The organism is Psychrobacillus sp. L3, from assembly GCF_042945595.1.
Lineage (GTDB): Bacteria > Bacillota > Bacilli > Bacillales_A > Planococcaceae > Psychrobacillus.
Genome location: NZ_CP168493.1, coordinates 3,562,760 through 3,579,487 on the forward strand (window position 1 = coordinate 3,562,760; position 16,728 = coordinate 3,579,487).

Here is a 16,728-nt window from a genome sequence, read left to right on the forward strand (position 1 = left end):
GTATTCATTTAATGGTCAGTAATTAATCCTTTCGTATAAAATCGGAGGGATTTTTTTATTCCTCCAAAGGGAGAGGATATTATGACACTACACGGAAAGTTAGTAGATATATGTATAACTTTTGGTGACAAAGTTATTTTAGAAAATATAAAAGCCGATATTGGTACTGGGGCAGTTATTGGTATTGTGGGAGGAAATGGTGAGGGTAAGTCTTCCCTCCTTTCTATACTTGCAAATGAGGCTGCTCCCACGATGGGACAAATTGAATGGTTTGGTACTCAACCGACTATTAGTTACTTTAAACAAGAGGATGATCAATTTCATAAAACTGGTTATGTATACGATGAAAGGAAATACTTTAGTAAATGGTCTGTTCCTCACGAGCGTGATTATATGCAACTTAGTGGTGGAGAGAAAATGAAGAGAAGATTGTCTCGTGTATTTGCGGAAAAGGCTCAACTCCTTTTATTAGATGAACCTACTAACCATTTAGATCAAGAAAGTTTATCTTTCCTAAAAAAGCAAATACACTCCTACCAAGGAACAATTATTTTAGTATCTCATGACCGATATTTTTTAGACGAGATAGCTGAATGGATTTGGGAAGTAGAAAACAAAAAGTTAACGGGCTATGCTGGCAATTACACTTCTTACAGACAAAGGAAGGAAGAAAACAGATTAACCCAACAAAGACTCTATGTTGGACAACAATCAAAGATCCAACAAGTAGAAAAACAAATATCCGATCTTAAAAACTGGTCATCCAAAGCACATGCAGATTCAACTAAACATGAATTTAATAAAGAATATTATCGTGTCAAGGCTAAGAAAATGGATGTTCAAATTCGTTCCAAAAAGAAACGGTTAGAATTGGAACTTTCTAAAAATACTATAGAGAAGCCTGAAGAGGAAAAAGAAGTGATTTTTTCAATTGAAGGAAATAAGAAAAAGGGGAAACGTGTTTTAGAAGCCAAAAGTATTTCCAAGAGCTTCGAGGACAAACTTTTATTTCAAAACGCTACCTTTACTATACAATCTCAAGAACGGATTGGCATCATCGGTTCTAACGGAAGTGGTAAGTCGACATTTTTCCGCATGTTATTAGGAGAAGAAAGTGTACAAGGAGAACTTTGGAAATCGGAAGCTATGAATATTGGCTATATACGTCAGACAGTATTCGATTTGCCAGAGGAGAAAACCCCTTTTGAATTTTTTGTACCATCTGATTTTGAAACACGAGGGCAAATCCAGACACTTATGATGAATCTAGGCTTCTCAAAGGATCACTGGTCTCGTCCTATTTATACAATGAGTATGGGAGAACGAGTAAAGTTAAAACTAATGGAGTTTATATTAGATAAAAAAGATGTGCTACTTTTAGATGAACCAACAAATCATTTGGACCTTTCTTCTAGAGAGCAATTGGAGAAAACCCTCTCCACTTATCCTGGAACTATTTTGTTAGTAACGCACGACCGTTACTTCTTAGAAAAACTAACTAATAAACTGCTTGTCTTTGAAAACAACACGATTCGAAAAGTAGAAATGAGCTATAAAGAGTGGATGCATAAAAACGATGAATCTTCTCTAGAAAAAGATCTATTGAAATTAGAAACCGAACAACAAGCTGTATTAGGGTTACTCAGTTACATGAAGAAAAATGATCCTAAATACACTGAATTAGACCAAAAATTTATATCACTTACTAAACAAATTAACGAATTAAAGAAAAAATAACGACAGAAGCCATCCTAGAAATTTTAGGATAGCTTCTTTTGTTACAGTTATATTGCTGGTGCCAGGCACCAGTAACAAACTTGTAACATTCTATTCTTTTTTTCAATTCCCTAGGAAGTATGAGGAGCAGGTTATTCATGCATTTACAATATCGTCATTCAAGCATATAATATAATAAATCCAATAAGAAAAGTAGGTTTTAAGGTGAAAACAATTCCTAAACCTCTAGTCACGGCAAATCAATGGACGATTATATTGTCTGTAATCATTGCACTAAGCACACAGTCGGCGTGGATTTTATTCATTCCACTAATTGCAAATCTTTCAAGCTTATTAACTGGGGTTCATCCTATTCTAATTATAGTAAAACGATTTCTATCTAAACCTGCTAATCAATACATCCAAGAAGAATACACTCAGCTAAGATTTAATCAATGGCTAGCGGTTGGCTTCTTACTCGTTGCAAGTATTAGTTTTTTATTAAATTGGTCCATATTATTTAATATCGCTACAATTATGGTTGGTCTAGCTGCACTTATTGCAATTCTTGGGTTTTGCATCGGATGTTTTGTGCGCTTCCAATACAAACAATGGAAATATAGAAGAACAAAATCAGCAGCACACTAAAGCAAGCAGCCTCCTCAGAAAAATTGAACTGAACCCCGAATAGTGGACACTTTAAAAAAAGTGACCCTATTCGGGGTTTTTCTGTTTAAAAACCCGTTATACTAGAAAATAACAACTTGGAACGGGAGATTTTTTAATGAGTAAAATACTTTTCAATGAACATCAAAGAAGACAACTAGAATCAAACCCAAATATCGTATCCGTATCAGATCGCGCCATTCAATATAAATCTGAATTTAAAATTCGTGCCGTTCAAGAAAATTTGGCTGGTAAAGGACCTTCTCAAATCTTTATCGAAAATGGATTTGATTTAGAAACTATTGGAGTCAAAAAAGCCAAATGGTCATTAAGCCGATGGAGAAATACGTATAACACCTACGGTGAACAAGGCTTTTTAGAAGAACGTCGCGGAAAAGGTAGCACAGGTCGCCCTTCTACAAAGGATGTATCAGCTGAGAAAAAATTAGAAAAGGCAGAAGCACGTATTAAGTATTTAGAAGCTGAATTAGAATTACTAAAAAAGCTAGAGGAACTCGAGAGGCAGGCGAAGAAACAGTTCTGGCACCCCATGAAAAATACGCAGTGATCAACGAAGTCATTCGAAAATATCAACTAAAGAACATGACACGTTATCTTTGTGAATTAACTGATGTGAGTCGAAGTGGCTACTACGCCTGGCTTCAAAATTCAGAGAAGCATTCGATTCGTGAAGAACAAGACTATCAAGACTATGTATTATTAAAATGCATTTACGATGCTTTTAAAGGGAAAATTGGTTATCGAGGACTTTACATGGCATCAGAAGAATTATTAGTGACACCAATGAATCACAAAAAGATTCTTCGCCTAATGAGGAAGTTTAATTTCTTTGCGAAAGTACGTCGTGCGAATCCATATAAACATATTGCGAAAGCGACGCAAGCGCACCGTATGGTCCCTAATCACTTAAATCGAGCATTTGATCAAGATGAACCGGGCAAAGTATTTTTAACAGATATCACTTATTTACAATACCGTAATAGTCAAACGGCGTACTTATCTTGCGTAAAAGATGTTGCAACACGTGAAATCGTCGCCTATGAACTATCGACAAGCTTAAAAATGAGAATTGTTTATCGGACATTAGAAAAATTAGAAGAAGCATTAGAAGGAAACCTTCATCCAGAAGTCATGATTCATTCCGATCAAGGTGTCCATTACACGCACCCGGAGTATCAAAAACGTGTAAAGAAAATGGGTTTACTTCAATCTATGTCACGGAGAGGAAACTGCTTAGATAACGCCCCAATGGAATCTTTCTTTGGGCATTTTAAAGATGAAGTGGATTATCAGGAAGCGCACAACTTATTTGAATTAAAGCAAATGGTAGATGAGTACATGGAGCATTACAATACAACACGCAAACAATGGAATTTAAAAAAGATGACTCCGGCTCAATACCGAAGTCATCTAATCGCCGCCTAGACTGCAAAGTCGTTTTTATTAATCTGTCCATTAATTAGGGCTCAGTTCAAATGATGAGGCTGTTTGCTATTTATCTACTCAAAATTGAACTTACTTTTTAATATGTTAGCATTCTTTTCATCTAGCTTTCCAAGTGAATTCTCATCACGATTTATAATAGTCGCCGTACCATTGCGTTCAAACCATATATCGTATTTTACTAATCGTTCTGGCATATTTTCTTCAACTTCCATAAACAAAACTGCTTTTATGTCTTCTCTTCTCACCATTTCTGCTTTTACATTTTGTTCCCATACTATTTGTTCAAACACTTGGTTTAAGATATCAACCGTTGACTTATCCGAGATAATCACTTCTTCATCATACTTTTCGTCTGCATTTACTTTATAAACATCCACTCGAGTTAGTATGTCCTTATTCATATTCTCATTTTCACTACATCCAGTTAATTGCAAAATGAAAATGATGAAAAAAGGCAGAATTTTATTTTTCATGATCAAAGCCTTCATATCCCCACTTTCATAGCGGTTTCACTTATAATAAAGCTAAGCTTTAATCTGCTAAACCACTTATCCGACTCACTAATATTGCGATCCACACCGTTTATTTCTTCTAGATATTCTAATCCCTCAACAGCACAATAATCCACTTGTCGTTTGGCAATTCTATATGCAATCATTGCCCACTCCGCATCTGTCATCTCTTCTTTAGAATATTGATTAATGAAGTCAGCACACACTTTTGAAAATGCGCAAGAACCTGCAGTTACATCTGCTGCTTTTCCTAATTCTAACGAAAAAATTCTATTCGTAATTTTTTCCGTCTCTATCCATTCAATAGGGTGAGTATTCATCGCTCTTTCTGTCCGACCAATGATTAAATAATCATGATTTGGTATATCTTCAACTACTTCTTCTAACTCAGTTATATAATTTTTCCCCCATGTTAATAGCCTATCTAAGTCGCAATAATGGAAATGCTCACTATTCCTGGAAGTTCCAAATTTTAATGCTTCCCTTCTTGCATATGCTGCTCCATTTTTAGGGATAATTTTATATTTAAATTTACTTTTTCGGACTTCATTTATTAGTTCATCAGATGATTCGTCACTAATTGTAATAAATAGCTCTGCATATATTTTTTCAAAATTTCTTTGTAATTCTTTAAAAAGTTTAATATTCTTCCCCATTGGATCATGCGTAACGGTGATAAGTGCTGTGTTTAATAACGATCCCATCACTCCAACCTACCAAATAAATTGATTGCAGAAACTGCAATAATATGTTTAGGATGCTCTTTTATCAAATTAACTTCTCCTTTTGCTAATAAAATAAATACCCAAAATAGCAATTAACAAAGTTATTAGTGTCCACAAAATAATAGTAGCAGAACTTGTTTGCAGAATGTCGTATATATTCCTAGCGTATTCTCCATCCCTTGTTGCTTTAATATATTTTCCCTTTTCATCCTTTATTGCAATAGCCTCATCTGTATTCAATCCAACTATTGAATAATACCTAGTTCCTTTCGGATAGACATTGGAAAAGTTACCAGAATAAGTCCCCTCCCTACCCGAATACCTGGTCACATGTCCGATTTCTTTTTCTACCTCATTTACAATTTCATCCGTTATGACATATACATATCCATCCCAAACGGCAAATGCATACGCCCAATCTGCTAGTGTTTTAGCTGGAAAAAAAATCGAAGCACACAACGTAAAAATGATTGCATAAGAAATTAAGGACTTATCTTTCATTCCATACCCACCCTTTTATGGTATTGGACGTTCTATATTGGTTCCAGTTCCACTTTTTACTTATATTAGTTGAAATGTTATGATGATTACAAATAACATACATTTTTCTCCCATAAAACCTCTAATTTTTTCTACTAACTCCTGAGATTTTCTGAATCCAGGGATTTTCTGAGATACCTTGCAGATTTTCTAAGATACTCCTTTTCCAACTAAATCAAAGACGCATAAAAAAAGGCTGTCTCTCAGTAGAATATCTACTGATCAGACAACCTTTTTTCTCTATTATTCTCCTAAATCTACGTTGTGATAGACTTGTTGAACGTCTTCTAAATCTTCAATTGCGTCAATCATTTTCTCAAATTGCGCTTGAGCATCCGTATCTAATGCGATGTCATTTTGAGCAAGCATTGTCAGCTCAGCTACTGTAAAATCTGTTACGCCAGCCGAACGTAATGCCTCTTGTACTGCATGGAATTGATCTGGATCAGCGTAAACGATGACGGAATCTTCTTCTTCCAAAATGTCACGAGCATCTACGTCCGCTTCCATCAATATTTCTAATACATCGTCCGCTGTTTTTCCTTCAAGGCCAATAACAGCAGTCGCATCGAACATATAAGCAACTGAACCACTGACACCCATATTACCGCCATTTTTACCAAAAGCAGCACGCACATCCGATGCAGTACGGTTTACGTTATTTGTTAACGCATCCACGATTACCATAGAACCACTTGGACCGAAACCTTCATAACGAAGCTCGTCATAACTTTCTTCCGATCCGCCTTTTGCTTTTTCAATTGCTTTATCAATAATATGCTTAGGCACACTGTATGTTTTTGCACGTTCCAATACTACTTTCAATGCTTGGTTTGAAGTAGGATCTGGTTCACCTTGTCTTGCAGCTACATATATTTCACGTCCAAATTTCGCGTATATACGGCTAGTATTTGCGTCTTTGGAAGCTTTCTTTTCTTTAATATTATTCCACTTACGACCCATAAAGTCCCACTCTCTTTCGATTAAAGATTCTACTTTAAATTTCTACTGTGTTATTATACATTAATTTCATATTAACTAGCAAAGCTAAATACATTAACTTCCATATATTATCAATTATCTGGATATAAATTTTGTAAAAAAGTAATAGATTGTGTAATCATCTCTTTCAAAACATCTACTTTGATATCATCTACTTTATTAATATATACACATGATTTCCCTGTAGTATACTTCCCAAATCGCTTTAAGCTTTCTTCACGAGCAGTATCACCTGTTGCAAAATAAAGACTAATCTTTGCTTTTCTTGGAGAGAAACCAACAAGTGGTGCATCCCCTTCGTGTCCAGTCGCATATTTATAATGATACGTCCCGAAACCAATAATACTTGGACCCCACATTTTCGCTTCATAACCTGATGTTTCTTCAAAAATCTCTAAAAGTTTGTAAGCATCTTCTCGTTTCTTCGGACTGTCCACTTTTTCGATAAACTCTACAACATCATGATATGTTTCTTTCGTCTTTTGCTCATATTTAGCCATACATTGACCTCCTTAAGAATTTTGTTTTGTAATAGCCTCTTATAATCTTCTAGAAGTGTCCTGTAATTCCTCTATTTATCTGTGATGGTTGATGACAAAAAGGAGCATTCCATTTTTATGAATGCCCCTTCTTTCAGCTATAATTCTTTCTCCATAACAATCTTATGTGTACCTTTTTCACTCGTAAATGTTTTTATTACATCAAACCCATGCTTAATATTTAATAGAAGCATTTCACGTCTTTTATTTCTAGAAATTGTACGAACCTTCGTGTAGCCAAGTGACTTAATAAGCTTATGCTGTCGTCGCATAAGTTCTGAAGCAATTCCTTTTCCACGATAATCAGAATGTACTCCTCCGAGCCAGCTATAAAAAGTGTCCTTTGCAAATTCGTACCCAATTTTAAAACCTACAACTCTATTCCCATCCAATACTACAAAGATCAGTACATTTTCTTTCTCTACTAACTCTTCTTCCATTAGTTTTGCACCTTCAAATACATGTTCATGGACTTCCATGATTCCAGCAAGCATTTCGAGATTCGGCGTTGTCAGGAAATATAGGAACTCCAAGTGGCTATCCCGATTCAACATCTTTCACCCATCTCTGCAATCTTTTTTAACTCATTTGCTCTAGTAACAATAAAGTTTTTCATGTATTTTTCTAAAAACAATTTATCCGCTATTTTTCCAACTAAACCAAAAGGAGATTTATACTCAAATGTATCCTTCATCAAAGTTCCAGTTCCAAGTTCTTCAAATTCATGCGTATGCGTAAATGAATGAAAAGCACCTCTCACCATAACGTCCACAAACTTATAAGGCCCATTCATTTCTATAATCTTAGCTGTCAATCTCTGCTTAACACAAAAGTGAGTTGCTTCCCACGTGATACTTTCCCCACAATTCAAAAGACCCTTAGTTACCCCAGCGACCGTTTTTTCATTCGTGTTCCTAGTAGTTTTCGTATGAATCTCCACATCTCTAGCAAAATCAAAACACTTATTAATGGGAGCCTCCATATATGTAGTATGTTTTATAACAGGCATATGAACACCTACCTCTTACTTTTCCTTGTCACCCAAATTTTGAAGTATCTTTTCATATAAGGTTAGTAGCTGTTTAAGTTCTTCCTCACTTAATGCACTAAATAATTCAATGTGAAGCTCTTCTCCTTTTACTATCGCCTCTTGTAGTAACTCTTCTCCTTTTGGGGTAATTTTAAGCAAAACATTACGGCGATCCTCTTCATTGTATATTCTTTCTACATATTTTTCTTTTACCAGTTTTGTAGAAATGTTCGTGATAGCTCCCGGCGTGTATCCTAAACTTGATGCCAACACCGTGGATTTCTGTAGTCCATTTTTATTGAGCTCCGATAAAACGAGTATTGGGGACAATCCGATACTTTTGTTAAACGATTTCGTAAATCTAACTATTGTTTCATTCGATAAGGTTTCGAACTTTCGTATCACTTTAAAAATATCTTCTTCCAATGCAAACTCCTCCAAAATATAAACGTCATTACAGTTATTTTAGCTTACTTTTTAAAGAATTGGCTTTTATTTTTTATAATAAGCACGGGACACGAGTAATCCAACCGTTCCAAGAACGATAAATAGCAATGCTTTAACAGGTACTGAAACAAATGGTATGTCTAACAAAATAATTTTGGCTAAAGTAAAAAACAATATACCAACTCCGACATACTTTCCTTGTTGCAACGAATACCGGCGACTTAATAACATATATAAAATAGCTACAGCAATCCATAAAGAACTAGTAAATACACGCTCCATATTACTTCCGGAATCTACTGCAATAATACTAGCAATCATCTGTAAAAAGTATAATAATAAAATGCCGAAATATGGAATACCAATATTCAAAACAATATACTTTTTCTGTTTGCTAATATCTGCAAGCAAATAAATTCCATAGCCAGTTATAACTATAAAAACTATCCAATGCAACATTTCCCATGAAACCCATGTAGTAATGGGACTGTATAATGCATAGTAAAATGCGATGAAATAAGTAATACCACAAAGAATCGCATGTAAAATATGCTTGAAATTTTTATATACCAGTAAATAAATAACACTCAAACCGATTATTCCTTCAAAGAATAAATCATCTATTAGTAACTGCATAAGTATTAACAAAGCAATTGAAACATTCGCAATAAAAATGGGCGTACGAATCAAGTCATTCTTATACATATACAGTAAAACTCCATACACAAGTGCAATGACCACTAATAAAAAGGATGCTTCATTTTCTGTGAAAACAATCCGAACCCACATTGCAGTGAAAAGCATAACTGAAAAAAGTGTATAAGCCTGATCCTTTAACATTCGTTTTGTCTTCATGAAGCCAATCAATAAGGCTCCATGCTGTAGCAAAATCGGAAGTACAGCAATCCATTTAAATGCTTCAGGTATATTAGTAAAAATAAAAAATACTACTATAGCTATTTGTAAGAAAATAGCAGAGATATAATATAAAAATTTATAACTATATCGGAGTGCTATCCACAAGAAAAGTATAAAAAGGAGGGATTCATAAAATGAAAACAACGGAATGTTTGGCGAAGTGCTTTTAATCAAAAATGGGACAATCACTCCTCCAACAGTAGAAACAATTCCTATTCCTTGTGATTTGTATTTATATGTTAGAAATAAACCTAATGAAATCCAAATTACATTTAAAACAAGAGATATTTCAGGACCAGTCATCGCATAAAGTTGATGCATGGCAAAAGTGGTTAACATGAAAATAGGAATTGCCCCACCTAAAAGCATTTGTCCTAAAATTATTCGCATTTGTTTTAATTGCCATATACCTAATCCGATTAATATAAAACCAACGACATATCCAAGTATAACCTTTACTTGAGCATTTAAAATACCGTAATCAGAGGCTGCCTTGAATGCCCAAAGGATACCTACAATAAAAACAATTATAAATAAAGGTGGCAGGATTTTCTGAAATATAAGAGCATCCCATTCAATTGTTGTTTTTTCTTGTTGTTTTGCATGAACAGTAGGATTTAGAGGTGGAACCATAGATTGCTTCATATATAATTGTTCTTCTAAAAAACGAACACGCTCTTCCAAGTGCGCTACTCTTTTTTCTAGAACTTCATTCTCTCCCATTTAAACCCTCCTTCTGAATAGCTTCTACTCATACTATTAGACAAATGATGAAAATATCCTTTATTTATCATCTTCGTTCTTTTTTAATCGAGGGTAAAAAATATCCGTACACTCATTTTAATCACTCTTTACGATCAATTATTGTTATACTTTTACTAATTAAGAAGATACGAGGAGAGTTATACATGAGAAACCGAGGAGCCACTGTCATTATTGAAAATGGACGTGTAGCGCTTATCAAAAGAACAAAACCACATATGACCTATTATGTATTTCCAGGTGGAGGCATAGAAAGAGGCGAAACTCCAGAACAAGCAGCTATTCGAGAAACGTACGAAGAACTAGGTGTTAACATACGAATTCAACGCCTACTTAAAGTACTAAAACAAAATGGAACACAGCACTTTTTCTTAGCGGATATTGTAGGTGGTAATTTTGGCGAAGGAACAGGAGAAGAATACACACACACTTCTATTGAACGCGGAACTTACGAACCAGTATGGATGGACCTCGATGACCTTCCTTCATTTGAGGTTCGCCCTCGAGAAATCGTGGATATAATTCTCTCTTAATCAAAATTCACTTGTTGTTTTTAAGTTTAGATTTTCAGTCTTGGTTTGAAGTTAGTTTAACAGTCCAAAGTTAGCACAAAATGACAGGATTCATCGTTTAGAATATCTTATGATACATGCAAGGAGTGAAGGCCATGGGATGGGTGGAGTCGATTCAAAAAGCAATTAACTATATGGAAGACCATTTACTAGATGAATTGAAAATGGAACAAATCGCGAAAGAAGCAAATTCTTCGGTATTCCATTTTCAACGAACGTTTGCGATTTTAACGAATATATCCGTAGCAGATTATATTCGACAAAGACGACTAACATTAGCCGCACAGGAATTAATGAATACAGATAACAAAATAATCGATCTCTCCTATAAATATGGCTACGATACTCCCGAAGCTTTTACAAAAGCCTTTCGCAAACAACATAGCATCACGCCTAGTGAAGCACGAAAGAAACTAGGTAAATTAAAATCATACAACCGCCTGGTAATCCAGGTGAGCTTGAGAGGAGCCGAACCGATGAAGTACAAAATTGTAGAGAAAGAAAGTTTTCAAGTAGTTGGAGTAAAAAGAACGTACAATTGTAAAAACGGAGAAAACTTTCAAGGAATCCCAGTATTCTGGGATGAAGTAAATGCAGATGGTACAGATAACTTACTGTTCCAATTAAACAATGGGACAGTAGAGGGTGTGCTAGGAGTTTGTGTTGCAGACAAGGCTTATCAAGAGAACAGCTTGATTGATTATTGGATTGCAACTGCACATGAAGGTGATGTACCGGAAAACTTTTCAGGGACGGAAATTCCAGCATCGAAATGGGTTGTTTTTGAAGTGCATGGCCCAATGCCGACTGCTATGCAAAACACTTGGAAACAAATATTTTCAGAATGGTTTCCATCTAACCCTTACGAGCATGCAGGTACGCCCGAGTTAGAAGTGTATTCCGATGGGAATGCGTCAAGTCCAGATTATTATTCAGAAATTTGGATTCCGGTAAAATAATAAAAAAGTATCACCCTGAGTAGTAAAAACTACTCCTTGGGTGATACTTTTTTACAGCAAAGTCTATTCCAGTTCGTTTATCATCCGATATTTCTGTTTCATCATCCGATTTTCAACGCTGATCATCCGATTCTCCATTAATTAGCTAGATTCAACTGCCATGATACCCCAAACTTATCTTGCACCCAACCAAATTTCTTACTAAATGGATACTTGTCAATTGGCATTAATGACTGCCCACCCTCTAATAGCTTGGCATAAGCTTCATCAATTTCTTCTTCCGAATCACACTCAACAAATAAAGATAAAGAAGGTGTGAATGTGAACGCATGTTGAACAAAACTATCTGTACACAAAAACTCTTGCCCATTAATAGAGAATGCGGCTTGTGATACTTCTCCTTCTTTTCCAGGTCCACCTGCACCGAAGCGAGCAAGACGAATTATTTCTGAATCCTTGAAAACTGATGTGTAAAAGTTGATCGCTGCTTCTGCTTGTCCTTCGAACATTAGAAATGGTGTGATTTTAGTCATAGTATTAGAATCCCTCACTTTTTATTTAATTTTAACATAATTTTATTTCTATGGAGAAATGAAAATTCCCTGTTTTTATGTTACTGTTTTGATATGAAAAAAATAATTCCTCTAGTCATTTTACTTATCATCGTGTTCATTGCATCTGGACAAACATCTGAACAACAACCACTTATCCCTTTATTAGAAAAGTGGTTGCCTAATAAACCACTAGAATCCTATCTTTCCGTTCTACACATTCCATATTGGGGCATTCTAGTTTCTATAGAGGAACGTGGTTACTATTCCTTTATCGAATTTTTAATTCGAAAAGGTACGCATTTTTTGTATTTTGGAATGATTGCTCTCGCCGTTTATGCTGCTTTACCGAAATTCAAATATCGGATCCTTACTGCAGCAATTCTGACAATGTTCTTTGCCACTTTCGATGAATTTCACCAGTCATTAACAAGCGGACGTACAGCTACTGCTCAGGACGTTATGCTCGATACAGTTGGTGCCATTAGTGCACTTCTATTATGGAAATTTATTAAAATAATAAAACAAAGGAGATTCGCAAAGGAGTAATCCTTTAGCGAGTTTTCTTCTATAGAAAGACAAGTCCAAACGTGAAAGAGTTAGAACAAGCTTCAAGTGAATGATAGGCTTAACCTTAACTTTTCTGCTTACCTTTTGGATTATAAGATTAGTACCATATGATCCTCATCGTAGTATGTACCCTCCACCTTTAGTGCTTTTTCTTCTACTCCAAAAACTTTAAATCCTAGCTGAGTGTAAAGATTCTTTGCTGCTTCATTGCTTGATACAACAGACAAATTAAGTTTTTCAATTCCCTCTATGGTTTTAGCTTTATTTATCGCTTCCGTGACCAAGGCTTTGCCAACACCTTGCCCACGCGTCACTGGACTTACGTACATTGCAAAAATATTAGCCCGGTGTTTCAGTTTTAAAGAGCTTTCTTGAACTAAAGTAACCATCCCAACAAGCTTATGCTGATCGAATGCCCCAAATGTATAGTTTCCTTCAGTTCGTAGATTATTTTCCACACGTTCAATTGGATTCTTTCTTTGTATTGCTTCCTCGTAACTTGAGGCAAATGCTTCCGGACTTAGCTGTAATGCTTCTAATCTTAAATCCCAATAAGCACTTGCGTCGGCCGGCGTTAATAATTTTATTTCCATAGTTTACTCCTCTTTAAAAAGTCTTCTTTATATAATTGATGTGTATACAATATAAAATCTCTACAATCTTTTGCTCTTTTTATTTTGCTTTTATATAATGATTTCTTATTTGCATTTGATCGAATTCGTGCACCTTCATTTAAAAGTAGATGCCATCTTTCTGGCACTGATCCTAAACATAACTTAACTGCCTCATCTTTTGAGAAAATATCTTGTTGATCAAGCGAGCATATGATTCTACTAATCGTACAAGTTGTGAATTCTATCATACTATCGAACAAAAATAGATACCTTTTTTTAGTCTTGTTGAACCAGTATTTGTTCACATTATATTCCAACGTTTTCAAGATATCATCCCAATTAGTAGGAATATTTAGTTCTCCGATTGGCGTACCTTGCAGCGTAATTCCATGTTGCTTTAGAACCCACCATGTAATATGATTCACATCCCAATGCCCCACACTTACTTTTCCATCCGAGCAATATGGATACATCGGTTGCTCTTCATTTGTTTTGCCTACTAAACTTGCTTGCACATAAACCCCGTCCATACGATTTCCAAACTCATACTTGTTCATTTGTGAATGGATTGCTTTAATAGCCACCACTACTTGATCACTGAGTTCTCGCTTCAATAAAACAATAAAGTCGATATCACTTTTCTGTTCATTAAAAGCTCCTAAAGCAATCGATCCATAAATATAAACACCTTCCATTATATTTTCAGGTAAATGTTTATTGAGCACTTCTACAAATAGTTGTGTAAAAGTCTGAACACTCTTTGGTAGACGTTCATTCATATTTTTTGTACTCCTCTTTCAAAATAGAGCAGATTACAGCGTCACAAAAACGTCCTTTTTCAAAGGAAGATTTCCGCAAAGTTCCTTCATAGATAAAACCTGCTTTTTCAAGCATCTTTTTAGAAGCTGTGTTTTCAGGATCATATAGAGCTTCGATTCGAAAGAGCCCCATTTCTTCAAAGCCGTATTGTATTACATGTGGTAGAACCTCTGCCATAACCCCTTGTTGCCAATACTCCGGTGTTACTTCAAACCCTACTTCAGCTTTGAAGTGTTCCTTTTCCCAACTGTGATAACCACAGCTTCCGATTATTTTATTTTCATCTTTAGTTGCAATTCCCCAGCGAATGCCTGCGTTGTTCACAAAGCGTTTTTGCCAGTTTTCAATTAATTGAATAGCTTCATCCACATCCGTAAACGTATCCAAATCATAGTACTTTGTTACTTCATCTTTTGAAAAATAATGAAATACTGCATTTGCATCACTTATTTCTATTGAACGCATTAGAAAACGTTCTGTCTCTATATGCGGAAAATTATTTAATGTAATCATGAAATCCCTCCTACCAGTTTTATTCGTGAAGAATAATGAAAAATCCTTTGTAGGAGAGGTATTCGTTATTACAATTCTTTAAATTCTTTGTTCAGCATTTAAATATCCAATCAATTCATCCATATCCATTTCTCCAATACTTCCTACTTTATGCTTTCTCACAGAGACCATACCATGCTCCATTTCCTGGTCTCCAATTATCAGCATATACGGATGCTTTTGCAGTGCGGCTTCGCGTATTTTCAAACCAATTTTCTCTATTCGGTCATCCATTTCAACGCGATATCCCTCTTGTTCAAGTCGTTGTTTTACTCCTACCGCATACGAAACATGTGCATCAGCTATAGGTAAAATTTTCACTTGAACAGGTGCCAGCCAAAGTGGAAAGCTTCCTTGAAAATGTTCCAAAAGAATAGCGATAAAACGTTCGATGGATCCATAAATTGCACGGTGAATCATAATTGGTTGATGAAGTTGATTGTCCTCGTCGATATATTGACAATTGAACTTTTCAGGCATTTGAAAATCAAGCTGCACTGTTCCACATTGCCAACTACGTCCAAGAGAATCTAAAATATGAAAATCTATTTTAGGACCATAAAATGCCCCGTCCCCTTCATTTACTTGATAATCTAATTGTTTTTTCTTTAAAACTGATTCAAGCGCTAGCTCTGCTTGATCCCAAACTTCTACTGCACCCATAAAATCTTCTGGACGAGTAGAAAGCTCTATTCTATAGCTAAAACCAAACTCTGAATAAAATTCATCCACTAAATCCAGCACTTTATCTATTTCAGTTTCTATTTGTTCCTCACGTACAAAAATATGTGCATCATCTTGAGTAAATGCACGTACCCGTAACAGTCCATTTAATGACCCTGATAGTTCATGACGGTGAACTAATCCAAGCTCTGCATATCGAATTGGCAGTTCTCTATAGCTTCTTTTTTTGCTGTTGAAAATCAATACAGCACCGGGGCAACTCATTGGCTTAATCGCATATCTTTGATTATCTACATCCGCAAAATACATATTTTCATGATAATGATCCCAGTGTCCAGACTTTTCCCAGAGTTCTTGCTTCATCATGATCGGAGTTTTAATTTCTTGATATCCTGCTCGTTGATGCTTTATTCTCCATAGATTCTCAAGCTCATTTCGTAACACCATACCCTTCGGCAAATAAAATGGCATCCCTGGTGCTTCCTCCATCGACATAAATAATTCTAATTGCTGACCTAACTTCTGATGACTTAATCTTTCCTCTACTTTTACTGACATTGTAATTCCTCCAATTTATTATTTTGTTAAATACAAAAAGACCACACCCATCCCGGTAAAGGGACGAGTGTGGTCGTGGTTCCACCCTAATTTTGCAACACAAAGAATATATTGCTCTCATACAAGATAACGGTTTTCCCGATTATGGATAATCACATGAATGCTTTCCCCATAATAGCTCCAAGGTGGTAAATCATTCGGTTTCCTTCAGGGCTCTCAGCCAATGACCCTGTTCTCTGATAAGAAAAATGAAAATGACTCATATCCTTTTCTTCGCTTCATTATTTGATTATAAATACAAAAAGACCACACCCATCCCCGGTAAAGGGACGAGTGTGGTCGTGGTTCCACCCTAATTTTGCAACACAAAAAATGTATTGCGCTCATACAAGATAACGGTTTCCCGATTATGGATAATGGCATTCATTGTTTTCCCCATAATAGCTCCAAGGTGGTAAATCATTCGTTTTTCTTCAGGGCTTTCAGCCAATGGCCCTGTTCTCTAATAAGAAAATAGGAAAATGA

The 16,728-nt window shown here is 35.5% G+C and carries 20 protein-coding genes and 2 other annotated features (1 of these 22 running past the window's edge); of the genes, 6 read left to right on the top strand and 14 right to left on the bottom strand.

The features are described 5' to 3' along the window. Positions 1-81: 81 nt before the first annotated feature. The 3 genes from abc-f to ACEPXD_RS17815 all read left to right on the top strand — a co-directional run bounded on the left by abc-f (position 82) and on the right by ACEPXD_RS17815 (position 3,828). Positions 82-1,737, top strand: coding sequence for a ribosomal protection-like ABC-F family protein (abc-f, locus tag ACEPXD_RS17805; protein WP_391118100.1), 1,656 nt, complete (start codon positions 82-84; stop codon positions 1,735-1,737). Positions 1,738-1,941: 204 nt separating this feature from the next. Then, the gene (locus ACEPXD_RS17810) at positions 1,942-2,364 is read left to right on the top strand and encodes a DUF4395 domain-containing protein (protein ID WP_391118102.1); all 423 of its coding nucleotides are present in this window, start codon (positions 1,942-1,944) and stop codon (positions 2,362-2,364) included. A 136-nt stretch (positions 2,365-2,500) separates the two neighbouring features. Then, a protein-coding gene (locus ACEPXD_RS17815) for an IS3 family transposase (protein WP_391116643.1) occupies positions 2,501-3,828 on the top strand; the annotation gives its coding sequence in 2 pieces (ribosomal slippage) (positions 2,501-2,879 and positions 2,879-3,828; 1,329 coding nt in all). 74 nt (positions 3,829-3,902) lie between these two features. Here ACEPXD_RS17815 and ACEPXD_RS17820 read toward each other — a convergent pair. From ACEPXD_RS17820 to ACEPXD_RS17860, 9 genes are all read right to left on the bottom strand, one after another. Continuing rightward, entirely contained in the window at positions 3,903-4,322 is a 420-nt protein-coding gene (locus ACEPXD_RS17820) for a hypothetical protein (protein WP_391118104.1), read from the bottom strand. 11 nt (positions 4,323-4,333) lie between these two features. After that, a complete protein-coding gene (locus ACEPXD_RS17825) occupies positions 4,334-5,065 on the bottom strand; it encodes a hypothetical protein (RefSeq protein WP_391118106.1) in 732 nt (243 codons plus the stop codon). A gap of 69 nt (positions 5,066-5,134) precedes the next feature. Continuing rightward, a complete protein-coding gene (locus tag ACEPXD_RS17830; protein WP_391118108.1) occupies positions 5,135-5,587 on the bottom strand; it encodes a hypothetical protein in 453 nt (150 codons plus the stop codon). Between the two features lie 282 nt (positions 5,588-5,869). Then, positions 5,870-6,589, bottom strand: coding sequence for a YebC/PmpR family DNA-binding transcriptional regulator (locus ACEPXD_RS17835; RefSeq protein WP_391118110.1), 720 nt, complete (start codon positions 6,587-6,589; stop codon positions 5,870-5,872). 110 nt (positions 6,590-6,699) lie between these two features. Next, entirely contained in the window at positions 6,700-7,128 is a 429-nt protein-coding gene (locus ACEPXD_RS17840) for a DUF1801 domain-containing protein (protein WP_391118112.1), read from the bottom strand. Between the two features lie 137 nt (positions 7,129-7,265). After that, the gene (locus ACEPXD_RS17845; RefSeq protein WP_391118114.1) at positions 7,266-7,661 is read right to left on the bottom strand and encodes a GNAT family N-acetyltransferase; all 396 of its coding nucleotides are present in this window, start codon (positions 7,659-7,661) and stop codon (positions 7,266-7,268) included. 53 nt (positions 7,662-7,714) lie between these two features. After that, complete coding sequence (locus tag ACEPXD_RS17850; RefSeq protein WP_391118115.1) at positions 7,715-8,176, bottom strand: SRPBCC family protein; 462 nt, start codon at positions 8,174-8,176, stop codon at positions 7,715-7,717. A 15-nt stretch (positions 8,177-8,191) separates the two neighbouring features. Then, positions 8,192-8,623: a MarR family winged helix-turn-helix transcriptional regulator gene (locus ACEPXD_RS17855; protein ID WP_391118117.1), complete on the bottom strand. Its 432-nt coding sequence runs from the start codon at positions 8,621-8,623 to the stop codon at positions 8,192-8,194. Positions 8,624-8,689: 66 nt separating this feature from the next. Next, a complete protein-coding gene (locus ACEPXD_RS17860; protein WP_391118119.1) occupies positions 8,690-10,285 on the bottom strand; it encodes a DUF2339 domain-containing protein in 1,596 nt (531 codons plus the stop codon). A 185-nt stretch (positions 10,286-10,470) separates the two neighbouring features. Between ACEPXD_RS17860 and ACEPXD_RS17865 the strand changes: the two genes are divergently transcribed. Both ACEPXD_RS17865 and ACEPXD_RS17870 read left to right on the top strand, forming a co-directional pair. Then, positions 10,471-10,857, top strand: coding sequence for an NUDIX hydrolase (locus ACEPXD_RS17865; protein ID WP_391118121.1), 387 nt, complete (start codon positions 10,471-10,473; stop codon positions 10,855-10,857). A 134-nt stretch (positions 10,858-10,991) separates the two neighbouring features. Beyond that, positions 10,992-11,855, top strand: a complete 864-nt coding sequence (locus tag ACEPXD_RS17870; RefSeq protein WP_391118123.1) for an AraC family transcriptional regulator — start codon at positions 10,992-10,994, stop codon at positions 11,853-11,855. 137 nt (positions 11,856-11,992) lie between these two features. On the opposite strand, the gene ACEPXD_RS17875 is transcribed toward ACEPXD_RS17870, so the two are convergent. Beyond that, positions 11,993-12,388 (bottom strand): VOC family protein, encoded by a 396-nt coding sequence (locus ACEPXD_RS17875; protein ID WP_391118125.1) that lies wholly within the window; start codon positions 12,386-12,388, stop codon positions 11,993-11,995. A gap of 93 nt (positions 12,389-12,481) precedes the next feature. Here ACEPXD_RS17875 and ACEPXD_RS17880 point away from each other — a divergent pair, with 93 nt between their 5' ends. Then, complete coding sequence (locus ACEPXD_RS17880; protein WP_391118127.1) at positions 12,482-12,955, top strand: VanZ family protein; 474 nt, start codon at positions 12,482-12,484, stop codon at positions 12,953-12,955. A 110-nt stretch (positions 12,956-13,065) separates the two neighbouring features. On the opposite strand, the gene ACEPXD_RS17885 is transcribed toward ACEPXD_RS17880, so the two are convergent. From ACEPXD_RS17885 to thrS, 4 genes are all read right to left on the bottom strand, one after another. Beyond that, positions 13,066-13,569: a GNAT family N-acetyltransferase gene (locus tag ACEPXD_RS17885; RefSeq protein ID WP_391118129.1), complete on the bottom strand. Its 504-nt coding sequence runs from the start codon at positions 13,567-13,569 to the stop codon at positions 13,066-13,068. After that, positions 13,560-14,369, bottom strand: a complete 810-nt coding sequence (locus tag ACEPXD_RS17890; protein WP_391118131.1) for a nucleotidyltransferase domain-containing protein — start codon at positions 14,367-14,369, stop codon at positions 13,560-13,562. The genes ACEPXD_RS17885 and ACEPXD_RS17890 overlap by 10 nt, the downstream gene beginning before the upstream one ends. Beyond that, a complete protein-coding gene (locus tag ACEPXD_RS17895) occupies positions 14,362-14,922 on the bottom strand; it encodes a GNAT family N-acetyltransferase (RefSeq protein WP_391118133.1) in 561 nt (186 codons plus the stop codon). Before ACEPXD_RS17895 ends, ACEPXD_RS17890 begins: the two co-directional genes overlap by 8 nt. 78 nt (positions 14,923-15,000) lie before the next feature. Then, on the bottom strand, positions 15,001-16,203 hold the full coding sequence (thrS, locus tag ACEPXD_RS17900; protein ID WP_391118135.1) for a threonine--tRNA ligase: 1,203 nt from the start codon (positions 16,201-16,203) through the stop codon (positions 15,001-15,003). Between the two features lie 56 nt (positions 16,204-16,259). After that, positions 16,260-16,486: a binding site (T-box leader), on the bottom strand. A 39-nt stretch (positions 16,487-16,525) separates the two neighbouring features. Further along, positions 16,526-16,728: a binding site (T-box leader), on the bottom strand; it runs 25 nt beyond the window's last position.

Bases quoted from the DNA above. Each gene is read 5' to 3' on its own strand.
- abc-f (WP_391118100.1), top strand. From the start codon at position 82: ATGACACTACACGGAAAGTTAGTAGATATATGTATAACTTTTGGTGAC.
- ACEPXD_RS17820 (WP_391118104.1), bottom strand. From the start codon at position 4,322: ATGAAAAATAAAATTCTGCCTTTTTTCATCATTTTCATTTTGCAATTA.
- ACEPXD_RS17825 (WP_391118106.1), bottom strand. From the start codon at position 5,065: ATGGGATCGTTATTAAACACAGCACTTATCACCGTTACGCATGATCCA.
- ACEPXD_RS17830 (WP_391118108.1), bottom strand. From the start codon at position 5,587: ATGAAAGATAAGTCCTTAATTTCTTATGCAATCATTTTTACGTTGTGT.
- ACEPXD_RS17835 (WP_391118110.1), bottom strand. From the start codon at position 6,589: ATGGGTCGTAAGTGGAATAATATTAAAGAAAAGAAAGCTTCCAAAGAC.
- ACEPXD_RS17840 (WP_391118112.1), bottom strand. From the start codon at position 7,128: ATGGCTAAATATGAGCAAAAGACGAAAGAAACATATCATGATGTTGTA.
- ACEPXD_RS17845 (WP_391118114.1), bottom strand. From the start codon at position 7,661: ATGCTTGCTGGAATCATGGAAGTCCATGAACATGTATTTGAAGGTGCA.
- ACEPXD_RS17850 (WP_391118115.1), bottom strand. From the start codon at position 8,176: ATGCCTGTTATAAAACATACTACATATATGGAGGCTCCCATTAATAAG.
- ACEPXD_RS17860 (WP_391118119.1), bottom strand. From the start codon at position 10,285: ATGGGAGAGAATGAAGTTCTAGAAAAAAGAGTAGCGCACTTGGAAGAG.
- ACEPXD_RS17865 (WP_391118121.1), top strand. From the start codon at position 10,471: ATGAGAAACCGAGGAGCCACTGTCATTATTGAAAATGGACGTGTAGCG.
- ACEPXD_RS17870 (WP_391118123.1), top strand. From the start codon at position 10,992: ATGGGATGGGTGGAGTCGATTCAAAAAGCAATTAACTATATGGAAGAC.
- ACEPXD_RS17875 (WP_391118125.1), bottom strand. From the start codon at position 12,388: ATGACTAAAATCACACCATTTCTAATGTTCGAAGGACAAGCAGAAGCA.
- ACEPXD_RS17880 (WP_391118127.1), top strand. From the start codon at position 12,482: ATGAAAAAAATAATTCCTCTAGTCATTTTACTTATCATCGTGTTCATT.
- ACEPXD_RS17885 (WP_391118129.1), bottom strand. From the start codon at position 13,569: ATGGAAATAAAATTATTAACGCCGGCCGACGCAAGTGCTTATTGGGAT.
- ACEPXD_RS17890 (WP_391118131.1), bottom strand. From the start codon at position 14,369: ATGAATGAACGTCTACCAAAGAGTGTTCAGACTTTTACACAACTATTT.
- ACEPXD_RS17895 (WP_391118133.1), bottom strand. From the start codon at position 14,922: ATGATTACATTAAATAATTTTCCGCATATAGAGACAGAACGTTTTCTA.
- thrS (WP_391118135.1), bottom strand. From the start codon at position 16,203: ATGTCAGTAAAAGTAGAGGAAAGATTAAGTCATCAGAAGTTAGGTCAG.